The organism is Pseudomonas sp. R9.37, from assembly GCF_963878885.1.
In the GTDB taxonomy this organism is placed as follows: Bacteria; Pseudomonadota; Gammaproteobacteria; order Pseudomonadales; family Pseudomonadaceae; genus Aquipseudomonas.
Genome location: NZ_CAWNZA010000047.1, coordinates 225,039 through 247,912 on the forward strand (window position 1 = coordinate 225,039; position 22,874 = coordinate 247,912).

Below are 22,874 nucleotides of genomic sequence, written 5' to 3' on the forward strand. Positions count from 1 at the left end.
CGCGCGCACATTTAGCTCTTTACCTGTCTTGAGGTCCTAGCGTGCCCCAGGGTCCGCCACCAACCGTCCCGCATCCTTGGTCAGCGCCTGCACAAACTCCTGCTGCAACTCGGGATCGTTGCGGGTCAGTTCGATCAGGCTTTGTTCCAGCTCACTGGCTTCTTCCTCAAGGCCCAACTCCGACAGGCGCTTGACCCGGTGCACCCACTGGTTGACTTCGTCGTCTTCGAGGTCGTCGTAGATCAGGCCATGGGCTTCCAGCAACTTGCCGCGCAGGGTATTGCTGATCGCCAGGGTGGAGTCCGAGTGCACGTCGTCCTGGCCATCTTCCACGCTGATCTTCAAGGTGGTGACGCGGTTCAGGTCCTGCTCGGCAAACGGGCTGTCCAACAGGTTCAGGCGCAGTACGCCGTCGCGGTCGGTGGTCAGCTCGTGGGTCTGCTTGCCGGCGGTGACCTGTACCGGACGCTCGCTCCAGGGCAGGCTCGAATACTCCGTGCGCTTGTCACGCTGGACTTCATCGATACCGGCCAGGTTCTGTTGCGCACGGCCGTGGGATTGCACGTTCATGAACGGGTTGATGCCGTCCACGCCGTAGCTCAGCCAGTCGCGCGTCATGCTGGTCGGCAGGTTGCCGAGGGCGAAGATGTTCGCCACGTTGGCCCCCGCGCCGGCCACCAGGGCGACCGCGCCCAAGGGCATCTCGTAGAGTTTGCGCCAGGGCTGGTAGGGGGTGTAGCGATCGTAACGGCGGGTGACTTCGAATTCGGTGACCTCAAAGGTCTTTTGCTCGTGAATGCGAACCCGGCGTTGCGGCAGTTCCAGCACTTTGGGTTCACCTACATCGATCTGCAGGCTGTGGTCGAGCAATTTGCGCTCGACCCGCTCCTCGTGCTCACTGCGTTGCGACATCTGGTTGGCGCAGCCGCTGACCAGCAGGGCGCCGCACAAGGCGGCGCCCCCCAGGGCTCTGGTGTTTCGCTTGAACATGACTTCTCTTGATCTGGTTTTCAGCGACGAATACGCGCCTGAAGGAAAGACAGCACGTCAGCCACCGGCAACGGTTGGGCTTCGGCTTCGGTCCGGCTCTTGTATTCCAGGTTGCCATCGGCCAGGCCGCGGTCACTGACCACGATTCGGTGCGGGATGCCAATCAGTTCCATGTCAGCAAACTTGATGCCGGGGCTGGTTTTCTTGTCGCGGTCATCCAGCAACACTTCAAAACCGGCGGCCGTCAGTTCGGCATACAGTTTGTCGGTGGCTTCGCGTACTTGCTCGGTTTCGTAGCGCAGCGGCACCAGAGCGACCTGAAACGGCGCCAGGGCGTCACTCCAGATGATGCCTTTCTCGTCGTTGTTCTGTTCGATGGCCGCTGCCACCACACGGGAAACACCAATGCCGTAGCAGCCCATGTCGAGGGTGATCGGCTTGCCGTTCTCGCCCAGCACTTCGCACTTCATCGCCTTGCTGTACTTGTTGCCCAGCTGGAAGATGTGCCCGACTTCGATGCCGCGTTTGATTTCCAGGGTGCCCTTGCCATCCGGGCTTGGGTCGCCGGCGACAACGTTACGCAGGTCGGCCACGGTTGGAACTGGTAGGTCACGCTCCCAGTTCACGCCGAAGTAGTGCTTGTCGTCGATGTTCGCGCCAATGCCGAAGTCGCTCATCAGCTCGACCGAACGGTCGATGATGATCGGCAGCGGCAGGTTCAGCGGGCCGAGCGAACCGGCACCGGCGCCAATTGCGTCGCGCAGTTCTGCGTCTGTGGCCATGACCAGCGGGCTGGCCACGCCAGGTTGCTGGGCAGCCTTGATTTCGTTGAGTTCGTGGTCGCCACGGATGACCAGGGCGATCAGCTTGCCTTCTTCTTCGGCGCGCACGATCAGGGTCTTGATGGTCTTTTCAATCGGCAGATTGAATTTTTCCACCAGCGCCGCGATGGTCTTGGTCTCTGGGGTGTCCACCAGGCGCAGCTCTTCGCTTGGCGCCGGGCGGGACGTTTCCCGTGGCACGGCTTCGGCTTTCTCGATGTTCGCCGCGTAGTCGGAACCGTTGCTGAAGACGATATCGTCTTCACCGGACTCGGCCAGCACGTGGAACTCGTGGGAGCCGGCGCCGCCGATGGAGCCGTTGTCCGCTTCAACCGGGCGGAATTTCAGGCCCAGGCGCGTGAACACGTTGCAGTAAGCCTGGTGCATGCGGTCGTAGGTGACCTGCAAGGAGGCCTGGTCAGCGTGGAAGGAGTAGGCGTCCTTCATGATGAATTCGCGGCCGCGCATCAAACCGAAGCGTGGGCGGATTTCGTCACGGAATTTGGTCTGGATCTGATACAGGTTCAGCGGCAGCTGCTTGTAGCTGCTCAGCTCATTGCGCATCAGGTCGGTGATCACTTCTTCATGGGTCGGGCCGGCGCAGAAGTCGCGGCCATGACGGTCCTTGAAGCGCAGCAACTCAGGGCCATACTCTTCCCAGCGCCCGGATTCCTGCCACAACTCAGCCGGTTGCGTGCTCGGCATCAACACTTCAAGAGAGCCGGCGGCGTTCATTTCTTCGCGAACGATGGCTTCGACCTTGCGCATCACCTTCAAGCCCATGGGCAGCCAGGTGTACAGGCCGGAGGCCAGTTTGCGGATCATGCCGGCGCGCAGCATCAGCTGATGGCTGATCACAACCGCGTCGGAAGGCGTTTCTTTCTGTGTGGCGAGCAAATATTGACTGGTACGCATGGTAGGCCGTTGTCGGTTGCTTGGACTTGAAATGACTTGGGATTGTACGGGCGCAAACTGCTGGAGTACAGGTATCAGAATGCAGAGGCGGTGTGGGAGCGGGCTTGCTCCCACATTGACAGAGGTGTGTCAGTCTTCGGTGGGCGGGCTCAACCGAATCCGTCGATTTTCCTGAAACCAGTGCAGGGCAATCAGGAACAGCGTCGGTACGCCCAGCAGACAGGTGATCAGGAAGAAGTTGTGATAGCCGAACTTCTCCACCATCACCCCTGAATAGCCGCCAATCAGGCGCGGCAGCAACAGCATGATCGAGCTGAGCAACGCATATTGGGTAGCGGAGAACTTGAGGTTGGTCAGGCTCGACAGGTAGGCGACAAACGCCGAGGTGGCAAGGCCGGAGCTGAAGTTGTCCAGCGAAATGGTGAAGATCAGCATCTGCAGGTCGGGGCCCATGTCCGCCAGCATCACGAACAACAGGTTGGTGCCGGCCGAGGCCACGCCGCCGATAAACAGGATCGGCAGGATCCCGAAGCGCACGATCAGCAAGCCGCCCATGCCGGCGCCAAGCAGGGTCATGATCAGGCCGAAAATCTTGCTCACTCCGGCAATCTGGTCCTTGGTGAAGCCCTGGTCGATGTAGAACACGTTGGCCATCACGCCCATCACCGTGTCCGACATGCGATAGGTGGCGATCAGCCCGAGCAGCAGCAAGGCCTGCCAGCGGTAGCGCAGGATAAAATCGTTGACCGGCGTCAGTACCGGCGCCAGGCCGCGTCGGCCCATGGCCGACAGGCACAGCGTGGTCAGGATGATATAGAGGATGGCGCGCAGGAAGGCGCGGTCCTCCATCAACAGTTCCCACAGGCTGACGCCGTGGAACAGGACGCTGGCGAAATCGGTGTTGTAGAGCTGGGTGAACATCGCCGGGACGGACACCAGCAACACGATCAGTACAAACACCGAGACCAGCTGATGCACGAAGCTGTAGCGGCCGGCCTGCAACTGCGTGCGCAGTGGCACATTGGGTTCGCGCATGAACAGGGTGGTCAGCAGCGCCGGAATCATCAGCAGGCCGAACAGCACGTAAGTGCCGGTCCACGCCGAGTGCTTATAGTTGAAACCGGTCGAGCCGAAGCCTTCGGCAAAGAACAGTGCGCCGGCGGTGGCCAGCAGGGCGGCGATGCGATAACCGGACATGTAGCTGGCGGCGAGGGCGGCCTGGCGGCTGTCGTCGGCGATTTCCAGGCGATAGGCGTCTACCGCGATGTCTTGGGTGGCCGAGGCGAAGGCGACGATCACAGCAATCGCAATCAGCCACGACAAGTGCTTTTGCGGGTCGCAAAAGCCCATGCCGATCAACCCGAGGATCACCAGCGTCTGGGCCAGCACCAGCCAGGAGCGACGTCGTCCGAGTTTACCGAGCAGCGGCAAACGCCATTGGTCGAGCAGCGGTGACCAGACCCATTTGAAGGCATAGGCCAAGCCGATCAGGCTCGCATAACCGATGGTCTCGCGGGCCACACCGGCCTCGCGCAACCACACTGAAAGCGTCGAGAACACCAACATGTAAGGCAAGCCGGCGGCGAAACCGAGCAACAACAGCACTAACGTCGAGGGGCTGGCATAGGCGGCGAGCGCGGCGCGCCAGGTTTTACGGGGCATGGGCTGGAGTCTGCCTCAGATTTGCGGAAACAAAGCGCGCACTCTAACCGCTGTGCTCTACCGGGCGCCAGCCATGACGCTGAATATCAACGCGATTGTTCAGGATACTGACACCTTCGCTGCGTAAACGCGCACGTTGCTCGTCACCTGAGGCACTGCCCACTGGCAGACTTATCCGACCACCGGCGCCCAGCACCCGGTGCCAGGGCAGCCGGCTGTCCTCGGGCAACTGGCTCAGCGTGCGGCCGACCCAGCGGGCCGCCCGGCCCAGCCCGGCCAGCTGCGCCAATTCGCCGTAACTCACCACGCAGCCTTCGGGCACCTGCGCCAACGTCAGGTACAACGCCGTACGGCGCATTTCTGCCGGGCTTTGGGGGGGATCGGCGGGTTCAATCACTGTGGGCATCGTCAGGGTCTTTGTAAGAAACGTCTGTAATCATGGTGTTGAGAATTGAACTCAATATAAATACTTGAGTCAGTCCTAGCTATCTAACACGATAACGCCCCTTTTTCGCCAACCCTGAGCCCCGAATACGCTTATGTTGTCCAGAACCTTGCTGTGCCTCGCTGTTATCAGCGCCTCCACGCCCCTGCTCGCCGACACCGTGTGGTTAAAGAACGGTGACCGCCTGACCGGCAAGATCAAAGTCTTCGACGGTGGCAAGTTGCTGATTCAGACCAGCTACGCAGGGGCCATCCCGGTGGATTGGAAGCAGGTGAAAACCCTGGAAAGTGACCAGGAGTTGCTGGTCAAGCAGGACGCGTACAGCGGTGAGAAGGCCAAATCCCTGAAAGCTGCGGATGACGGCAAGGTGGTGCTGGCCAATGGCGAGGCGCCCAAAACCGTGGAACTGGCCAGCATCCAGCAAATCCTCAAGCCCAAACCGGTCATCGAAGACCTGGTGTGGAAGGGCAACGTCGACCTGGCGCTGGACTACAAGCGCGCCGACAAAGACACCAATGATTACGACGTGGACTTCAAGACCACGGCCCGTCACGGCCAGTGGCGCCATACCGCGCAGGGCGAATACAACCGCGAGTTCCAGGACGACGTCACCACCACCGACAACTGGGCGCTGGAATATGACCTGGACCGTTTCATCACCGAGCATTGGTTCTGGCAAGGCCGCCTGACCTACAAGCGCGACAAGGTGGAAGACTTGTCCCGCCAGCGCACGGTCGGTACCGGCCCTGGCTACCAGTTCTGGGACGATGAGCTGGGCGCGTTCTCCCTCGGTTCGCTGGTGAACCGCACCGATTACGAATATGCCGACGGCGGCAAATCCAATTTCTACTCGCTGGCCATGAAGTGGAACTACAACCGCTACTTGGTGGGCAAGACTGTGGAGTTCTTCACCAACGGCGAAGTGGGCAAGCCGCTCGCCGGGCCGTCCGATTACTCCCTCGATGCGGAAATGGGCCTGCGTTACAAGGTCACCGAATGGGCGTCCCTCAACCTCAAGGCTGAACGCGACATCATCAGTGGCGAATCGCAAAGCAGCTTGAGCAAGACCCGTTACACCGCAGGGTTCGGCGTGGCCTGGTAAGTGCACTCTGGCAACCTGCGCGGATATTGATTACCTTGTGTTGAGATCCATTCCCATATGCTGTGGGCGGCGGAATACCCGAGGAGTCATACGTTGAGCGCGCACGTTGCCAAGAACGCCCGAGAGCTGTTGCTCAAGGAATACCGTGGGGCTCTCTCCACATTGTCCAAAGCCATGCCCGGGTTTCCCTTCGGCTCGGTCGTGCCGTATTGCCTCGACGAGCAGGGCCGCCCGCTGATCCTGATCAGCCGTATCGCCCAGCACACCCATAACCTGCAGAAAGACCCCAAGTGTTCGCTGCTGGTGGGTGAGCGCGAGGCCGATGACGTGCAGGCGGTGGGGCGCCTGACCTACCTGGCTGAAGCCGAGAAACTCGAAGATGCCACTGCCATTGAAGCGGCTGCCGAGCGTTATTACCGTTACTTCCCCGATTCGGCCAACTACCACAAGGCCCACGATTTCGACTTCTGGGTACTCAAGCCGGTGCGGCACCGCTATATAGGCGGGTTTGGCGCGATTCACTGGGTCGACCACCTGACACTGGCCAACCCATTTGCAGGCAAGGCCGAGCGCAGCATGGTCGAGCACATGAACGCCGACCACACCAAGGCCATCGCCCATTACGTCGCATTGACCGGCTTGCCGACCTTTGAACCTGCGCAATTGGCCGGCATCGACAGCGAAGGCATGCACCTGCGCATTGGCCAGTCGCTGCATTGGTTGCCGTTCGCGACGCCTTGCAACACTCCGACACAAGTACGCGAAGCCCTGGTTTCATTGGCCCACGCTGAGGTTTGGCCGAAAAAAGAGCCTGCCAACGCTTGAATTCACGAAATGGCGACGTCATCTAAGGTGGACTGGCAAGGCATTCTTGCGTTGAGGAACCATTTGATGCGCCCTTTTTTATTGCTCTTTCTGCTGTTCCCGGTGCTGGAGCTGTTCGTATTCGTTCAAGTCAGCAGTGCGATCGGGTTTTTCCCGGCCCTGTTATTGATCATTCTCGGCTCGATGCTCGGCGTTCTGGTGCTGCGCGTCGCCGGCTTGGCCACAGCGTTGCGTGCGCGTGAAAGCCTGAACCGCGGCGAGCTGCCCGCGCAAACCATGCTGGAAGGCCTGATGATGGCCCTGGCCGGTGGCCTGTTGATCCTGCCGGGTTTCATCAGCGACGTGGTCGGCCTGGTCATGCTGCTGCCGGTCACTCGCAAGCTGCTGGCCGGCAAGATGCGTCAGCGCGCCGAAGAAGCGGCGATTCGCCAGCGTGCGTTCGCCGATGACCTGCAACCCCGTGGTGGCCCGGCTCCGCGCCAGCCGTTGGGACGCGAGGGCGATGTGATCGAAGGCGAATTCGAACACCGCGACAGCAAATAACCGTTTTATTGGCACGGCACCTTCGGGTGCCGTGTTGCTTTTGTGCGTCGGCAAACATAAAAAATTTCCGCCGCGGCCCCTTGTAATAAGCTTATGCGCCCTTATGTAACGGTCACCGCAAGGTTTCTGGTGGCGACACCAGACAGACTTCCGCGTCTTGCTTGGCGAGGCGCGACCGGCACAGTCGGAATACAACCCGCCGGTAACGATACCGGCCGATGAAAAACACAATTAGGAGAGATCGACAATGAGCAAGCTTCGTCCTCTGCACGACCGCGTCGTTATCCGTCGCAGCGAAGAAGAAAAGAAAACCGCTGGCGGTATCGTTCTGCCAGGTTCGGCTGCTGAAAAAGCCAACCACGGTGTGATCGTCGCTGCAGGCCCAGGCAAGACTCTGGAAAACGGTGAAGTGCGTGCGCTGGCCGTTAAAGTCGGTGACAAGGTTGTTTTCGGCCCTTACTCCGGCAGCAACACTGTGAAAGTTGACGGCGAAGATCTGCTGGTAATGGCTGAGAACGAAATTCTCGCTGTACTGGAAGGCTGATTTTCCCGCTCATTTTTCCGTTACTCCAAAGAATTTAAGGAATATCGATCATGGCTGCTAAAGAAGTTAAATTCGGCGATTCCGCCCGTAAAAAAATGCTCACCGGTGTCAACGTCCTGGCTGACGCAGTAAAAGCGACCCTGGGCCCTAAAGGCCGTAACGTGATCATCGAGAAGAGCTTCGGCGCTCCGACCATCACCAAGGACGGCGTTTCTGTAGCAAAAGAAATCGAACTGGAAGACCGTTTCGAGAACATGGGCGCGCAGCTGGTCAAAGACGTTGCCTCCCGTGCCAACGATGACGCAGGCGACGGCACCACCACCGCTACCGTTCTGGCTCAAGCTATCGTCAACGAAGGCTACAAAGCCGTTGCTGCCGGCATGAACCCGATGGACCTCAAGCGCGGCATCGACAAGGCGACCATCGCTGTTGTTGCTGAGCTGAAAAACCTGTCCAAGCCATGCGCTGACACCAAGGCTATCGCTCAGGTCGGTACCATCTCCGCCAACTCCGACAGCTCCATCGGCGACATCATTGCCGAAGCCATGGAAAAAGTCGGTAAAGAAGGCGTGATCACCGTTGAAGAAGGCACTGGCCTGGAAAACGAACTGTCGGTTGTAGAAGGCATGCAGTTCGACCGTGGCTACCTGTCCCCGTACTTCGTCAACAAGCCAGAAACCATGGTTGCCGAGCTGGACAGCCCGCTGATCCTGCTGGTCGACAAAAAGATCTCCAACATCCGCGAAATGCTGCCAGTGCTGGAAGCCGTTGCCAAAGCCGGCCGCCCACTGCTGATCGTTTCCGAAGACGTTGAAGGCGAAGCCCTGGCGACGCTGGTTGTGAACAACATGCGTGGCATCGTTAAAGTCGCAGCCGTCAAGGCTCCAGGCTTCGGCGACCGTCGCAAGGCCATGCTGCAGGACATCGCTGTGCTGACTGGCGGTACCGTTATCTCCGAAGAGATCGGCCTGAGCCTGGAAAGCGCCACCCTGGAAAACCTGGGCAGCGCCAAGCGTGTGACCATCTCCAAGGAAAACACCATCATCGTTGACGGTGCTGGCGTAGACCAGGACATCCAGGCTCGCATCACTCAGATCCGTGCCCAGGTTGCCGAAACTTCCTCGGACTACGACCGTGAAAAACTGCAAGAGCGTCTGGCCAAGCTGTCCGGCGGCGTTGCAGTGATCAAGGTTGGCGCTGGTTCCGAAGTTGAAATGAAAGAGAAGAAAGCCCGCGTTGAAGACGCCCTGCACGCAACCCGTGCAGCCGTTGAAGAAGGCGTGGTACCTGGCGGTGGCGTTGCGCTGATCCGTGCTCTGGAAGCGCTGGTTGACCTCAAAGGCGACAACGCAGACCAGAACGTGGGTATCGCTGTACTGCGTCGTGCCGTTGAAGCTCCACTGCGTCAGATCGCTGCCAACTCCGGCGACGAGCCGAGCGTTGTGGTCAACGAAGTCAAGAACGGCAAAGGTAACTACGGTTACAACGCTGCAACTGGCGTCTACGGCGACATGATCGAAATGGGCATCCTGGACCCTACCAAGGTGACCCGTTCGGCATTGCAGGCAGCGGCCTCCATCGGCGGTCTGATCCTGACCACCGAAGCTGCAATCGCTGATGCACCGAAGAAAGAAGGCTCGGCTGGCGGCGGTATGCCAGACATGGGCGGCATGGGTGGCATGGGCGGCATGATGTAAGCCAGCCTTACCCGGCACCTGAAAAACCCCGCCTGCAGTGATGCAGGCGGGGTTTTTTTATGCGCGGTATTTGCCGCAGGCACGCGGGTCAGCGCGTGCTCACCTGTGGGATGACTTCCTTGGGTGCCTTCCAGCTCAGCAATTGTTGCTTGAAGCCGTAGCTCGCGCCTTGGTAGTAGGTGATTGCGCGCTGGATCAACGGGTCGTCACTGCCTACACGCAACTCCTGGCTCTCACCCAGCGCCTGATCATGGCGACGCAGGGCCTGGCGCGGGCTGAGGATCGCCAGGTCATTGCCGTCAAACAGCCCAAGGTGCTGGTAGTTGCCGATGACGACGCGTGGCGGCAGCGGATTGTCCTGCAACAGGTTGCGGCCGAAGAAGGTCGACTCGTAGCTCAGGTTGATCAGGCCCAGCAAGGTGGGCGCCAGGTCGATCTGGCTGGCCAGTTGCGCTGTTTCACGCGCTTCAATGAGCTTGGGTGCATGGATGAACAGCGGGATCTGGTAGTTGGCGACAGGCAAGTCCTCTTTGCCTGCGCTGCCGGCGGTGTGGTCGGCGACAAACACAAAGATCGTGTTATCGAACCAGGGTTTCTGGCGTGCCGCATTGAGGAACTCGCCGATGGCGTGGTCGGTGTATTTCACCGCGCCGTCACGGCCATTGCCGGACTTGATATCAATGCGCCCTTCCGGATAGGTGTAGGGGCGATGATTGGAGGTGGTCATCAGTTGCAGCAAGAAGGGTTGCTGTTTGGCGTAATCGGCGTCGGCCAGCTTCAGGGTTTGCCGGTAGAGGTCTTCGTCGGCCATGCCCCACGCGTTTTTGAACGAGATTTCTGATTCGGCCACGCTGCTCTGGTCCACCACCCGGTAACCGTTGCCGCTGAAAAACGCGTTCATATTGTCGAAATAACCGCGCCCGCCGTAGACAAATACGCTGTCGTAGCCGATGGCACCGAGGTGCTGGCCGAGGCTGGCGAAACCGCTTTCACGCCCGATACGTTTGACAATCGATCGGCCTGGCGTGGGGGGAATCGCCAGCGTGATCGCTTCCAGGCCACGGTCCGTACGGGTGCCGGTGGCATAAAAGTTACTGAAGTACAGGCTTTGTTTGCGCAAGGCATCCAGATTGGGCGTGAGGTTGCGCCCATCGCCGTTGCTGCCCATGTACTTGGCACTGAAGCTTTCGATGGTCACCAGCACAATATTGGGTTTGCGCAACGTGCCGGGGTTGGTGATTGCCCGGCGTATGTCCAGCGGGTCAGTGCCGACGAAGCGCGCATTGGGCTCACTGAGCTCGGCTCGCAATTGCCTGGCAACGACGTCGTCAGGCAGGCTTTTGTAGAACTGCGTGTAATCGAGCTCGTTGTTTCGGAACGCGGCGAAAAACTGATACGGGCCATTACTGGCCAATTCATTGTTGTAAGCGTTACCGCCTTGGGCGCGTGGGCTGTCCTGGCTGATCAATTGCAGGCTGAGCCCGGCGACGATCAATAAGCCCAGCGCATTCAGCAGCCGGCCACGCATGGGCGGCAGAGGCGCGCGCATCGCCGCATTGAAGGGCTTGCGCAGGGCCAGGCTCAACACAATCGCCAACATCGCCAGCAAGCTGAGCAGCTTGCCGATCGGGTACGACTCCAACAGGTTGTTCAGTACTTCATTGGAGTACACCAGGTAATCGACGGCGATAAAGTTGAAACGCACGCCAAACTCATCCCAGAACAGCCACTCCGCAACCGAGGTGAACAGCATCGCGAACAGGCTGACCGTCAGCACGGCCTGCAGGAACCAGCGATGGCCGCGGCGACGCCACAGCGCGGGCGGGCACAGCAGCAAGTACAGCCCCAGCGGCAGGGCGGCGTAGGTGAGAAAGCCCAGGTCGTAGAGCAAGCCGACGCCAAACACCGGCAGCAGGTTGCCACCCACTTCGTCCAGGTGCGTGAAGAGCAGCACACTGCGCGTGAGCAGGAAAATAACCAGCCACGTGCCGGTTACGAGCAGCAGAAAGCGCATAGGCGCTGTTTTGAGAAACCCCATGTCTATGTTCCTTATATCGATGGGCGGTGATCTTCGGCCTGACACTGTAGTCAGTTTGTGAAGCTATAGTGAAAAACTTGTTGGTTTATCTTATTGGTTGAAAACCTTTATCGACAAGGCTCTGAGGTCTATCCCTGAGCCACACTTGGCCTTAAGCTGCGCGAGCCAACACGGCCGTTACCGCGTACGGAGACACTGCCCATGCGAATTTTATTGGTTGAAGACAACCGCGATATTCTGGCCAACCTTGCCGATTACCTGGGGCTAAAGGGCTACACCGTGGACTGTGCGCAGGACGGTTTGTCGGGCCTGCACCTGGCCGCTACCGAGCATTACGACCTGATCGTGCTCGACATCATGCTGCCTGGCATCGATGGCTACACCTTGTGCAAACGCCTGCGTGAAGACGCGCGCCGCGACACGCCGGTGATCATGCTCACCGCCCGTGACCAGTTGGATGACCGGCTGCAGGGCTTCAAGTCCGGCGCCGATGATTACTTGCTCAAGCCGTTCGCGCTGTCGGAGTTGGCCGCCCGCATTGAGGCCGTGCTGCGCCGTGCCCAGGGTGGCGGCCGCCGCGCCCTGCAAGTCGGCGACTTGAGCTACGACCTCGATACCCTGGAAGTCACCCGCGAAGGGCGCCTGCTCAAACTCAACCCTGTGGGCCTGAAGTTGCTTGCGGTGTTGATGCAAAAAAGCCCGCATGTGCTGCGTCGCGAAATTCTCGAGGAGGCCTTGTGGGGCGATGACTGCCCCGACAGCGACAGCCTGCGAAGCCACGTCCACCAATTGCGCCAAGTGATCGATAAACCCTTCGCCAAGCCGCTGTTGCAAACCGTGCACGGTGTGGGTTATCGCCTGGCCGAGGGTCGTGATGGAGTTTAAGCAAAGCCTTGCCCAGCGGATCATCATCGCCTTTGCCTTGATGAGTGCGTTGGTGGCGGGGGCGTTCGCCATGGGCATCGTTGCGACTGTGCACCTGGTAGAAGAAAAACTGATTTCGGCAGGCTTGGGCGGCGACTTGCAACGGCTGTTGTTGATGGACAGCGTTGAGGACTGGAGCCACCGACCAGAGCCCGACCAACTGTTCTATTTCAGTGGCGGGCGTGGGGATTTCGAGCTGCCCAAGGATTTGCGGCACCTGGAACCCGGCTTTCATGAGGTGTTCCGCGAGGCGCTGTCTTACCACGCCATGGTCGAAGTGGTGGATGGCCGTCGGTATGTCCTGCTGCAGGACCAAAGCGACTTCGAGGAACGCGAGCGGGTTCTATTTGCCGTGGTGCTGGTGGGCTTCGTGCTCAGCCTGGCGCTGGCGGTGTTCCTCGGTTGGGTGCTGGCGCGCAAAGTGATGGCGCCGGTGGTGCGGCTCGCTCGGCAGGTGCGTCATCGCGACCAGTTGCTGGGCCTGGCGCCACCGCTGGCACCCGATTATGCGGCGGATGAAGTCGGCGAACTGGCCGTGGCCTTCGATGCCACACTGGGGCGTCTGCGACAGGCGTTATCACGCGAGCAATTGTTCACCAGTGACGTCAGCCATGAATTGCGCACGCCTTTGATGGTGCTGGCCAGTTCCTGCGAACTGCTGCTGGAAAATCCGGCGATCGATCAGCGCGGCCGCAATCAGGTTGAGCGCATCGCGCGTGCCTGTGAAGAAATGCGTGAGCTGGTGCAGACCTTCCTGATGCTGGCCCGTGCCGAACACGATGAAGCGGCCATGTCGCCGCAGGTAACGCTGCCGCAGGTGGCGGACGATTTGCTCGGCATCTGGCGCGAGCCGATCGAGCGCAAGGGCCTGGCGTTGATCTACCAGCCAGGCAACCCTTCGGACGCGCGCTACAACACCACTTTTCTCCACGCCGTTATGGGCAACCTGTTGCGCAATGCCCTGCATTACACCGAGCAGGGCTTCATCCGCCTGACCCTCGAACCCAATGGTTTTGTGGTGGAGGACACCGGTGTAGGGATTCCCGAAGACAAGCGTGAGGCGATGTTCGAGCCGTTCGTGCGTGGCAGCGAAAAGCGCGGCGAAGGGCTTGGCCTGGGATTATCGCTGGTGCAGCGTATTTGTGAGAACCAGGGCTGGACGGTCAGTCTCAGCACGATGGAACCCAACGGCTGTCGTTTCCACGTGCAGTTGAGTCAGGTCAATCCCTGACACTCACCCTTGCCGTTATCCTGCCAGACATCACCGTAAATCGGCGAAGATGGCCCCATGCTATTGCTTGTGTCTGTAAAGTCTTGAAATGTATGAGATTGGACAGGACAAGTTTTTCACAACGGGTTGACCTGTTGATCACAGTTCGCTGCATAAGGTTGTAGGCATCAGCTACTGGAGATCCGTTGATGTCTACCCCGATCAAGCTCGATTTTTCTGAAAAGTACGACGATCAGCACGCGCAAAATTATTTGCTCAAGCATCAGGACAATCTGGCTCGCCGGTTGTCCCACAAACGCGACGAGCAATTGGCGCGGGGTGCGCTGGCCATGGCCGGCGAACCTGGCCTGGTGTTGGACCTGCCGTGCGGCGCCGGGCGCTTCTGGCCGCTGTTGGCTGAGAAACCCAACCGTGTGATTATCGGGGCCGATAATTCAGCGTCGATGCTCAAGGTCGCGACCGTTGCTCAGCCAGCGGACGTGGTGAAACGGGTACGACCTTTGCAGACTTCTGCCTTTGATATCGATTTGCCGGATAACTCGGTCGACAGTATTTTCTGCATGCGCTTGATGCACCACATTGGTGATCCGGCGCACAGGATGACAATACTGCGAGAATTTCAGCGGGTTACCCGCGACAGCGTGATTATTTCGCTGTGGGTGGATGGCAATTTCAAGGCCTGGAAACGCAAACGCGCCGAAGTGAAGCGTCGCAACAGAGGTGAGCAGGAAGGTTACCAAAACCGGTTTGTGTTACCGGCTGCTACTGTCGAGGCAGAGTTTGAGCAGGCCGGTTTCCGTGTTCAGGAATCCCTGGACTTCATACCGCTCTACGCCATGTGGCGAGTATATGTATTGCGTAAGAGGTAACAGGATGGCAGTTGAGTGCGTAGTAGGCAGTCATGTAGCTCCCGAGGAACGATTCGATTTTTTCTGGCGCCTGCAGGGCGAGTGGGTTGAAGAACCCAATCGCCGACGTGGCGGTGAAAGTGGTGTGCAACGCGTGATGAGCCCCAACGGCCGCTTGCTTTACAGCAAACGCCAGACCGGCCACATCTACCGCAGCTGGCTTCACCCGTTTGGGCGCCCCACCGTACTGCGTGAGCGTGATGCCCTCAGGGGTTTGCGTTCATTGAACGTACGCGTGCCGGAGCTGGTGTTCTGCGAGGCACGTCGCGACCCTGAGCATCAATGGAAAGCGTTGTTGGTGACGGCGTCCCTCGACGGTTTCGACGAAATCGAAAACTGGTACGCCGCCGGTGGTCGTGAGCAATACGGTGAGGCGGTGCATGAGCGTCTGCTCGAGGAATTGGCGGGCACCCTGGCACGTATGCACAAGGGCCGCTGGCAGCATGGCTGCCTGTACATCAAGCACGTGTTCGTACGCGTAACCGGAGAAGGCGACTCGGCCAAAGTAGAAGTGGCGTTGCTGGATTTTGAAAAATGCCGGCAGCGTTTGACCGCTTATCGGGCGGCGTCCCATGACATGCTGCAACTGCGGCGCCATTCGTCGTGGAACGATACCGACTGGAAAAAACTCAGCTACTTTTACGAGACGGCGTTTGGCAGCGCTATCAAGGGTTTAACCAGATGAAGCTAGAAATGGCACGAGGTTTGTTCCTGGTCGGCGCGTTGGGCATTTCAGCCCTGGCGCTGGCTGCCTGGGAGCTGCCTCGGACACAAGTGCTCAGTGCGGTGCAAGGGGGCGGGCAGTGTCCGTTACCGCGCATCGCCAAGGCGAGTGTGGCGGTCAAGCCTGATCATGAGTTGTTGTTGTTCATGTTCGGGATGTCTCAGGGCATGAGGCCGCAGAGCTGAATAAAGCGTTGAATAGATTCAAACCCCCGAAAAGGGCCTTGCGATGCGAGGCCTTTTCTTTGCCTGTTGATTTGGGCCGCAGCACCTGTCCGTCACCGCAGTCACGCACAGGTGTCGATTTCAAATCACATGCAGATGGTTATCCCAAAATCCTGACGGCAGCTCCAACGGTTTAGCCACCAACTGCTTCTGGCGACAGTCGTAGAAGCGGCAGCGCCCCTGGCCTGAAGTCACCACAAACCCGTCCGCTACCGCACCCACGCCGGCACAGTCGGGCAAAGGCCCATCCAGACGCAGCTCGCCGCTGTCCATGTTCCAGATAAAAAAGCGATTGCCGCGCGGCGCCGTCAGCGCCACCAGGCGTAATTCACTGTGCACGGCGACGCTGGCGGTGTAATGCCCCATCGCCTGCAGCTGCTCATCCGCCACCGGGAACGCCACAAACGGCTGCCCCGGTCGCTTGATCGCCAGCAACTCGGACCGCTCCTGAGACGGCCCCATGAACTGCTGCCCCGTGACAATAGTGCCGTCGTCGGCAATCCCCATATGACGCACGCTGTTCATCTGCTGGCCCAGGGTTTCCTTGCTGATCAACCGGCCATCGCGGTGCATCAATACCAGGCTCGGCTCCATCGCATTGAGGTTCATCTCAACCCGGCTTTCCGCCTCGGTACGGATCCCGCCGTTGGCCACCACCAGGGTTTCCCCGTCGGGCATCCACGACACTTGGTGCGGCCCGATACCGTGGGTCGACATCTCGCCGCTGTGCACCAGCCGTTCGCCCTCGAACTTATACACACCCAGCAACCCACGGCCCGGGTCGGACGTGTCGTTCTCGGTGGCATACAACCAGTCGCCGCTCTTGTGAATCACCGCATGCCCATAGAAATGGCGATTGGCATTCGACGTGATAGTCTGCAGCAACGCGCCATCACGCAGGTTGATCAGGTAACTCTCAGTGCCCGGGCGACGGGCGACAAACAGCGCAATTGGCAGCGTCGGGTGGTTGATGATGTCGTGGCAGCGCTGACCGACCTGGGTGGCAAACACCTGCTTGCCGTCCAGGTGATAGCCCACGGCGTAGTGCTTGCCATCGGCATCATCACGCGCCGAGAGCAGCAACGGGCTTTTTAAGCCCTTCTGCTTGAACAGCGTCCAACCGCCCAACGTGAGTGCGCTGAGCAGCACACTGCCCACCGCCAAAGCCTGTCGCCTGAGCATCATCAGTCACCGTCGTTGGCGTTAAAGCCCAGTTGAATGCCCAGCGCTTTGGCCAACTCGCCTTCGTGCAGGCGGTGGACCACGTTGAGGCTGTCGTAAATGTCGTTGAGTTGCTGGCGGCCGGCGTCGTCGGCCAACAGTTCGTTGAGCGTGCGCTGATTGCTGGCGAACAGCTTCAAAGACGCGGCATAGGCGGCGTCGATCTTGTCGGCCAACGGCTTCTGCTCCGACGGCAACAAGCCACGCAGGCCTTTGTTGTCGACGCCGGTCCACACGGTCTGGGCCGCAGCCAGGCTGGCTTCCAGGCTTTGCAGGGACGACTGGCTGCGCCATGCATCGGCCTGGAACGGTTGCGGGATGCCCTTGGTCTGGCGACCCATCGGCGTGCCGAGTTTTTTCTTCAGCGTGTCCAGCGCAGTGACTTGCACGCGCAGCAGATCAGCGATGGCTTCGTGGGAATCGGCGTAGCGCTGGTTGGGAAACTTGGTCATCTGCGCGAGCATGCCGTCGGTGCTGTTCCAGCTCGCCAGGATCTCTTCAGCCAAGGCTTTCTGACGCTCGCCGATGGCGACCAGCAGCGGGCAGTAGCGGGCTTTCTGGGCCTCGTCGGCGACGTCGGTCTTGGCGTCGTAGAGGATGTATTCGTAGGCCGACAGGCCTTGTACCACCACGCTGGACTTGGCCAGGGCCGCGCCATCGATCTGCGGCTGGGCGGTGACCAGTTGTTCGACTTGGCGGCCGACCAGGTTTTTCTTGTCCGGCCAGAACTGCACTTGCCACGAACGGTTGCCCTCGGCCAGCGGGCCGATCAGCAGCGGTTGCAGCTCGGCCCAGGCTTTTTGCGCGTGGAGGAAGTCGGCGCGGGCGGTCTCCAGGCTTTCTTTGCCCTGGCAGTAGGCGAGGGCGCTGACGGCCAGTTGGCGGTCGGCTTCAACCCAACGGCTGTAGGTCGGCAGGATCACTTGCTTGGCGATAGCCGCCGAGGTCACCGCTTGTGGGTCTTGCGGCGAGCAGGCGCCGAGGGCGAGGGCGGCCAGGCTGGTGAACAACAACTTGGGACGAAACATGTCGAGCTCCCTTCTGTAAGTGCGGCAAAGCTTATAAAGAATTCAGGAACGCCAGCAACGCGGCACGCTGCTCGGCATTAAAGGACAGCACATGCTGCTGCGCCGCTTGTGCTTCACCGCCATGCCACAGCACGGCTTCGAGCAGATTGCGGGCGCGGCCATCATGTAAAAACTGGGTGTGGCCACTGACGGTCTGCGTCAGGCCAATGCCCCACAACGGCGGGGTGCGCCAGTCGCGGCCACCGGCCTTGAATTCGCTGCGGTTGTCGGCCAGGCCTGCGCCCATGTCGTGCAACAGCAGGTCGCTGTAGGGGCGAATCACCTGGTTGGCCAGTTCGGGTTCGGCGGCGCCTGCGGCCGTGGTGAACGTGGGTTTGTGGCAGCCCTGGCATCCGGCCTGGTAGAACAGGTTCTTCCCGGCCAGTACCTGCGGCGTGTTGACGCCACGGCGCACCGGCACGGCGAGGTTGCGGGTGTAGAACAGCACCAGGCGCAGGATGTTATCGCTGACTTCCGGCTCGCCATCGGCGCCATTGCCGTTGGGGGCCTGTTTGCAGGCGACTTGGGCGTCGGTGCAGTCATCAAAGGGTCTCAGGGACGTGGTGAGGCCCATATCACCAGAAAACGCGTGAACATTTTGTTGATTGAGGTTGGGTTGCCCGGCTTTCCAGCCAAAGCGCCCGAGCACGGTTTTTTGCCGGGCGTCATCCCACACCCAATTGGCGCGGCCGACGAGGGCTTCTTTGTCGGCCGTTCTCGGGTCGGTGTTGCGCAACACATCGGCGTCGCTGATGGCTTCGAGCAAGCCCAGGCCGATCATGGGCGGGGCGATGCGCGCCGAGAAAAGTGTATCCGGATGCATTGGGCCGTAGCCGAGCTGGGTGATGTGCAGGTCGGGCTTGCGCAGCTCGACCACGGTGCCGTCCTTGAACGTCACGTTGACCGGTGTGTAATCCACGCGCACTTTGCCTTCCGGGGCAACGCCCGGCACGGCCATGTCCTGCAATTGCCCGCCGTAGACCGGCTCGGGCACTACGCCGAGCTGCTCGATGAGTTTGGCGTAGGGCGCAGGCGCTGTCATCGGCACGGGAATCGACAGGCGCACCAGCATCGACACCGCATTGGGCGCGTCGGGCAGCGGTGGGTGACCCCGGCCGTCCTTGATGTGGCAGTTCTGGCAGGCGTTGGTGTTGAACAGCGGGCCCAAGCCGTCGCGCGCGGTGGTGGTGGACGGCGCGATCACCCACGGGCTGCGGAAAAAGCTGTTGCCGACGCTGAAGTCCAGGCGGCGCGTCGGCGCCAGGTTGGCCGAGGGCAGGGAAAAGGCGTTCTGGTCGCGCTTGTTCACCGTCGTCGCGCCGCCGGCTCGCGCTTCACCAGGCTCGGCCTTGGTGAAACGTGGGGCGTCATCGCAGGCTGTCAGGCTCAAGGCCATCAACGCTGCGGACAGGCGAAAAAGCGAACCGAACATCAAGTTTCCTGAAGCGATGGCCAAAATTAGGCCGCAAAGTCTAACAGGGCGGGGCTCAATGAATAAGAGCAATTATCGTTTGGTCGAATCCGATTCATTCCCGCTAGAATGGCCGCACATTTTTCTCTGGAGGTGGCCAATGCAGGCTCTCGACGCTTTGCTCAACCGTGTTTCCGTGCCGCGTTTGCTGGAACCGGCACCGACCCAGGAGCAGCGCGATGTGCTGTTCGCCGCCGCCATGCGTGCACCGGACCACGGCCAGTTGCGCCCATGGCGTTTTCTCACCGTCGAAGGCGCGGCCCGCGAGCAGATGGGCACGCTGCTGGCCGAAGCGGCGCGCCTGCAAGACGCCGACGCCCCGCAAGCCGCCATCGACAAGGCCCAGAATGGCCCGCTACGCGCGCCGTTGGTGGTGGTGGTGATTGCCCGCCTGCAAGAACACTTCAAGGTGCCAAAGTCCGAGCAACTGCTGGCGGCTGCGTGTGCGGCCCACGGTATTCTGCTGGCAGCTTATGCACAGGGGATCGGCGCGGTGTGGCGCACGGGCGAGCTGTCCTACTCGGCGCACGTGGCCAAAGGCCTGGGGCTGACGGCGGATGAGGAAGTGATTGGCTTCCTTTATCTGGGCACGCCGCAGAACCCGCCGCGCACTGCGCAGAAAGAAGATGTGGCGGCGTTTGTTCAGGCGTGGCCTGGCCTGTAGGCCAACGGTGATCTAAATGTGGGAGCGGGCTTGCTCGCGAATGCGGTGTGACAGTCACTGGATGTATTGACTGATCCATCGCATTCGCGAGCAAGCCCGCTCCCACATTTGCTCTTCATTGGCTTTAGATTCGGTGTTACACCTTGAACTGATCCATCAGCTTCATCTGCTGGCTGGCCAAGGCATTCAGCTGGCTGCTGATGGCCGCCGACTCGGTGGCCTGGCCGGTGAGGGTTTCAGTCACGGTACGAATTGCCGAGACATTGCGATTGACCTCTTCGGCCACGGCGCTCTGCTGCTCGGCGGCGCTGGCGATTTGCAGGTTCATGTCGCTGATGACTGTGACCGCGTCGCTGATCTTGCCCAGCGCTTGCACGGCCTGATGGATCTGCCCGGCATTGCTTTGGGCCTGGTGCTGGCTGGAATGCATGGTGGCCACTACGCCACGGGTGCCGCTCTGGATGCGCTCGATCACCAGGCGAATTTCTTCCACCGAATCCTGTGTGCGTTTGGCCAGGTTGCGCACTTCGTCGGCCACCACCGCAAACCCACGTCCGCTTTCCCCGGCGCGTGCCGCTTCGATGGCGGCGTTGAGGGCCAGCAGATTGGTCTGCTCGGCAATGCTGCGGATCACTTCCAGCACCGAACCGATCTGCTCGCTGTTCACCGCCAAGGCCTCGACCTCGCTCACGGCCTTGCTGACTTCTTCGGCGAGGGTGGTGATGTCGCGGGTGCTCTGCTCAATGATCGACATGCCCTCGCGCGCCGACTGGTCCGCCCCGCGTGCCGCGCTGGCAGCGTTGGACGCGCTGTTGGCCACGTCGTGGGCGGTGGCGCTCATTTCATTGGACGCCGTGGCAACCTGGTCGATTTCGCGGAACTGCACCTGCATGCCTTCGCTGGTCTGGCGCGCGATGGCTGATGACTGATCAGCCGTGCCGCGCGCTTCGGTGATGCTTTGTTTGATCTGCGCGATGGTCGGTTGCAGCTTGTCGAGAAAGCGGTTGAACCAGTTCGCCAGTTCGCCCAGTTCGTCTTTCTTGGCGTAAGTCAGACGCTGGGTAAGATCGCCTTCGCCACTGGCGATGTTCTTGAGCATCGCGGCCACGGTGTTGATCGGGCGGGTTACGCCGGTGGCGGTCAGCCAGATCAGCACCAGGCCCAGCAATGCGGCGGCGGCGCCGACCAGCAAGGCCTTGAGCGTGCCGGCTTGCTGGGCGTTGTCGAGGACGCCTTGCAGTTTCAGGGTGTCCGCCAGCATCACGTTCTTGGGCAGTTTGATCACGATGCCCCAGGACTTGGCGTCGGCAATCGGCTTGACCGGGTACACGGCGCGGATCGTATCGTCTTGCTCGCGGAGAGTGCGCGTGTCGTTGGCCAGCAATTGCACAATCTCTTTGCCCTCGGCGCCCAGGGTGTCGATCAGGTTTTTGCCGACCCGCGCCGGCTCGCCGCTGTAGGCCGCGATCAAGCCGGTGCTGGAGAGAATTTCCAGGTGCGCGGCGCCGTCGAAGAGTTCTTTTTGTGCTGCGTCGGTCACCGCCTGCAGGGTGTTGAGGGCCAGGTCCACGCCAACCACGCCGATGACCTTGCCGTCGACGATCAACGGCAGCGAGAGGGTGGTCATCAGCACCTGCTTGCCGGCCACGTCGTCGGAGTACGGGTCAAGCAGGCAAACAGTGCGCGTGTCCCGTGGGCAGGTGTACCAAATGTTGTAGGGCGTGCCGCTGAGATTCGGGGTGGTCTTGGTCAGATCGTCCTCGACCATCACCGTGTTCAGGCCTTCACCGGCGGCGCGGCTCCAGTAGCTGGAAAAGCGACCTTTTTCATTCGAGACGCGGGCCTTGTCGTCGACAAACTCGCTGTCCTTGCCATCCAGGCCATTGGGTTCGAACGACAGCCAGATTCCCAGCACCTTGGTGTTGCGCTCAAAGGCGGTCTTGAGGCTCTGGTTGAGTTCTTCACGCAGTGCACCCGCTTCCAGCCCGCGCTTGGCGGCGGTGGTGCGCAGGCCCTTGATCTGGTCGGCCAGTGCGGTGACCACCACCAGGCTTTCTCCAAAGGTTTTCTGCAGCTGTACCGCCTGTTCGCCGGCCTTGGCTTGCAACAGGTTCTGCACACTCTGGGTGAGCATTCGCGAGCTTGAATCGCTGACCAGTCGGTTGTTCTGATCGGCCTCGTAAAGGTTGACGCCGACCACCAGTGCAATCACCCCCAACAGGCAGAGGCCGGACAGCAGCACGATTTTCAAGCGGATAGAGAGGGTGTCGAACATAGGTTCACTCGCGATTGGACTTGTTGACCTGCAAGCAGGGCGAGCCAAGTCCATTCGGCGCTATGTCCGAAACATCGGCGTAACGAGTTGTTTCATGAGAGAAAGACGATGAGCGGTAGGAAAAAGACTACACGCCGCGCCCTACGGGCGCTGCAAGCCGTTCCGGGCGTGACCAGATCCACAGGTTGCCCAGGCTCATGCCGGCGATCGCCAGGTAGATCGGCCAGCCATGATCGAGCATCACCAGCATCAAACCGGCGCACAGCAGCATGCTGACAGTGGCGCTGACTTTGGCACGGCGGGCGATGATCTTGCCGTTGCGCCAATTGAACAGGATCGGCCCGAACAGCCGGTGGTTTTCCAGCCAGGCACTCAGGCGCGGCGAGCTTTTGGTCGCGGCCCAGGCGGCGAGCAGGATGAATTCGGTGGTGGGCAAACCCGGTATGACAATCGCCACCAACCCAATGCCCAGGCTGACGTAGGCCAGCAGGCCGAAGAGGATCTGCGCGATTTTTGAGGTGGATTGGGTTTTGCCGGTCATAGGTTGGGTGATCACAAAAAATCAGTTTGAAATGAGATACAA

The 22,874-nt window shown here is 60.3% G+C and carries 21 protein-coding genes and 1 pseudogene; 11 read left to right on the top strand and 11 right to left on the bottom strand.

Translation table 11 applies throughout. The annotated features are described in order from the left end of the window. Nucleotides 1-36: 36 nt before the first annotated feature. From AACU78_RS24965 to AACU78_RS24980, 4 genes are all read right to left on the bottom strand, one after another. Nucleotides 37-990: a hypothetical protein gene (locus tag AACU78_RS24965; protein WP_106578323.1), complete on the bottom strand. Its 954-nt coding sequence runs from the start codon at nt 988-990 to the stop codon at nt 37-39. Between the two features lie 20 nt (nt 991-1,010). Continuing rightward, nucleotides 1,011-2,726 carry a proline--tRNA ligase gene (locus tag AACU78_RS24970; RefSeq protein WP_106578324.1) on the bottom strand — a complete coding sequence of 572 codons (1,716 nt, stop codon included), beginning with the start codon at nt 2,724-2,726 and terminating at the stop codon, nt 1,011-1,013. Between the two features lie 129 nt (nt 2,727-2,855). Beyond that, on the bottom strand, nt 2,856-4,388 hold the full coding sequence (locus tag AACU78_RS24975) for an AmpG family muropeptide MFS transporter (RefSeq protein WP_106578325.1): 1,533 nt from the start codon (nt 4,386-4,388) through the stop codon (nt 2,856-2,858). A 43-nt stretch (nt 4,389-4,431) separates the two neighbouring features. Beyond that, nucleotides 4,432-4,794 carry an MGMT family protein gene (locus AACU78_RS24980; protein ID WP_106578326.1) on the bottom strand — a complete coding sequence of 121 codons (363 nt, stop codon included), beginning with the start codon at nt 4,792-4,794 and terminating at the stop codon, nt 4,432-4,434. Between the two features lie 133 nt (nt 4,795-4,927). On the opposite strand from AACU78_RS24980, the gene AACU78_RS24985 reads away from it, so the two are divergent. The 5 genes from AACU78_RS24985 (at nt 4,928) to groL (ending at nt 9,544) form a co-directional block, all read left to right on the top strand. Further along, nucleotides 4,928-5,935: a DUF481 domain-containing protein gene (locus AACU78_RS24985; RefSeq protein WP_106578327.1), complete on the top strand. Its 1,008-nt coding sequence runs from the start codon at nt 4,928-4,930 to the stop codon at nt 5,933-5,935. A 93-nt stretch (nt 5,936-6,028) separates the two neighbouring features. Further along, nucleotides 6,029-6,760 carry a HugZ family pyridoxamine 5'-phosphate oxidase gene (locus tag AACU78_RS24990; RefSeq protein WP_106578328.1) on the top strand — a complete coding sequence of 244 codons (732 nt, stop codon included), beginning with the start codon at nt 6,029-6,031 and terminating at the stop codon, nt 6,758-6,760. A gap of 66 nt (nt 6,761-6,826) precedes the next feature. After that, entirely contained in the window at nt 6,827-7,303 is a 477-nt protein-coding gene (locus AACU78_RS24995) for an FxsA family protein (protein WP_016971150.1), read from the top strand. A gap of 247 nt (nt 7,304-7,550) precedes the next feature. After that, on the top strand, nt 7,551-7,847 hold the full coding sequence (locus tag AACU78_RS25000; RefSeq protein ID WP_017846112.1) for a co-chaperone GroES: 297 nt from the start codon (nt 7,551-7,553) through the stop codon (nt 7,845-7,847). Between the two features lie 50 nt (nt 7,848-7,897). Further along, the gene (gene groL, locus AACU78_RS25005) at nt 7,898-9,544 is read left to right on the top strand and encodes a chaperonin GroEL (protein WP_106578329.1); all 1,647 of its coding nucleotides are present in this window, start codon (nt 7,898-7,900) and stop codon (nt 9,542-9,544) included. Between the two features lie 88 nt (nt 9,545-9,632). Here groL and AACU78_RS25010 read toward each other — a convergent pair whose 3' ends face one another. Then, the gene (locus AACU78_RS25010) at nt 9,633-11,582 is read right to left on the bottom strand and encodes an LTA synthase family protein (RefSeq protein ID WP_106578330.1); all 1,950 of its coding nucleotides are present in this window, start codon (nt 11,580-11,582) and stop codon (nt 9,633-9,635) included. Between the two features lie 201 nt (nt 11,583-11,783). Here AACU78_RS25010 and colR point away from each other — a divergent pair, with 201 nt between their 5' ends. The 5 genes from colR (at nt 11,784) to AACU78_RS25035 (ending at nt 15,554) form a co-directional block, all read left to right on the top strand. Beyond that, on the top strand, nt 11,784-12,467 hold the full coding sequence (gene colR, locus AACU78_RS25015) for a two-component system response regulator ColR (protein WP_003175870.1): 684 nt from the start codon (nt 11,784-11,786) through the stop codon (nt 12,465-12,467). Next, the gene (locus tag AACU78_RS25020; RefSeq protein WP_106578331.1) at nt 12,457-13,737 is read left to right on the top strand and encodes a sensor histidine kinase; all 1,281 of its coding nucleotides are present in this window, start codon (nt 12,457-12,459) and stop codon (nt 13,735-13,737) included. Before colR ends, AACU78_RS25020 begins: the two co-directional genes overlap by 11 nt. A 188-nt stretch (nt 13,738-13,925) precedes the next feature. Then, on the top strand, nt 13,926-14,606 hold the full coding sequence (locus AACU78_RS25025) for a class I SAM-dependent methyltransferase (protein WP_106578332.1): 681 nt from the start codon (nt 13,926-13,928) through the stop codon (nt 14,604-14,606). A gap of 4 nt (nt 14,607-14,610) precedes the next feature. Beyond that, on the top strand, nt 14,611-15,330 hold the full coding sequence (locus tag AACU78_RS25030) for a lipopolysaccharide kinase InaA family protein (RefSeq protein WP_106578333.1): 720 nt from the start codon (nt 14,611-14,613) through the stop codon (nt 15,328-15,330). Further along, nucleotides 15,327-15,554, top strand: a complete 228-nt coding sequence (locus tag AACU78_RS25035; RefSeq protein WP_106578334.1) for a hypothetical protein — start codon at nt 15,327-15,329, stop codon at nt 15,552-15,554. Before AACU78_RS25030 ends, AACU78_RS25035 begins: the two co-directional genes overlap by 4 nt. Nucleotides 15,555-15,674: 120 nt before the next feature. On the opposite strand, the gene AACU78_RS25040 is transcribed toward AACU78_RS25035, so the two are convergent. Genes AACU78_RS25040 through AACU78_RS25050 form a run of 3 tightly spaced genes read right to left on the bottom strand, consistent with a single transcriptional unit; the run spans nt 15,675 to nt 19,313 of the window. Beyond that, a complete protein-coding gene (locus tag AACU78_RS25040) occupies nt 15,675-16,775 on the bottom strand; it encodes a DUF1513 domain-containing protein (protein ID WP_106578335.1) in 1,101 nt (366 codons plus the stop codon). A 2-nt stretch (nt 16,776-16,777) separates the two neighbouring features. Next, nucleotides 16,778-17,842 (bottom strand): imelysin family protein, encoded by a 1,065-nt coding sequence (locus AACU78_RS25045; RefSeq protein WP_106578336.1) that lies wholly within the window; start codon nt 17,840-17,842, stop codon nt 16,778-16,780. A 31-nt stretch (nt 17,843-17,873) separates the two neighbouring features. Beyond that, a complete protein-coding gene (locus AACU78_RS25050; RefSeq protein WP_106578337.1) occupies nt 17,874-19,313 on the bottom strand; it encodes a di-heme oxidoreductase family protein in 1,440 nt (479 codons plus the stop codon). 139 nt (nt 19,314-19,452) lie between these two features. Between AACU78_RS25050 and AACU78_RS25055 the strand changes: the two genes are divergently transcribed. Next, a complete protein-coding gene (locus AACU78_RS25055) occupies nt 19,453-20,016 on the top strand; it encodes an NAD(P)H nitroreductase (RefSeq protein WP_106578338.1) in 564 nt (187 codons plus the stop codon). A 136-nt stretch (nt 20,017-20,152) separates the two neighbouring features. Here AACU78_RS25055 and AACU78_RS30155 read toward each other — a convergent pair whose 3' ends face one another. The 3 genes and pseudogenes from AACU78_RS30155 to AACU78_RS25065 form a co-directional block, all read right to left on the bottom strand. Beyond that, nucleotides 20,153-20,908: a methyl-accepting chemotaxis protein gene (locus AACU78_RS30155; protein ID WP_370004810.1), complete on the bottom strand. Its 756-nt coding sequence runs from the start codon at nt 20,906-20,908 to the stop codon at nt 20,153-20,155. Nucleotides 20,909-21,010: 102 nt separating this feature from the next. Continuing rightward, nucleotides 21,011-22,345, bottom strand: a pseudogene (locus AACU78_RS30160) (PDC sensor domain-containing protein); the annotation flags it as partial. A gap of 73 nt (nt 22,346-22,418) precedes the next feature. Further along, entirely contained in the window at nt 22,419-22,832 is a 414-nt protein-coding gene (locus tag AACU78_RS25065; RefSeq protein ID WP_106578340.1) for a YbaN family protein, read from the bottom strand. Nucleotides 22,833-22,874 lie beyond the last annotated feature (42 nt).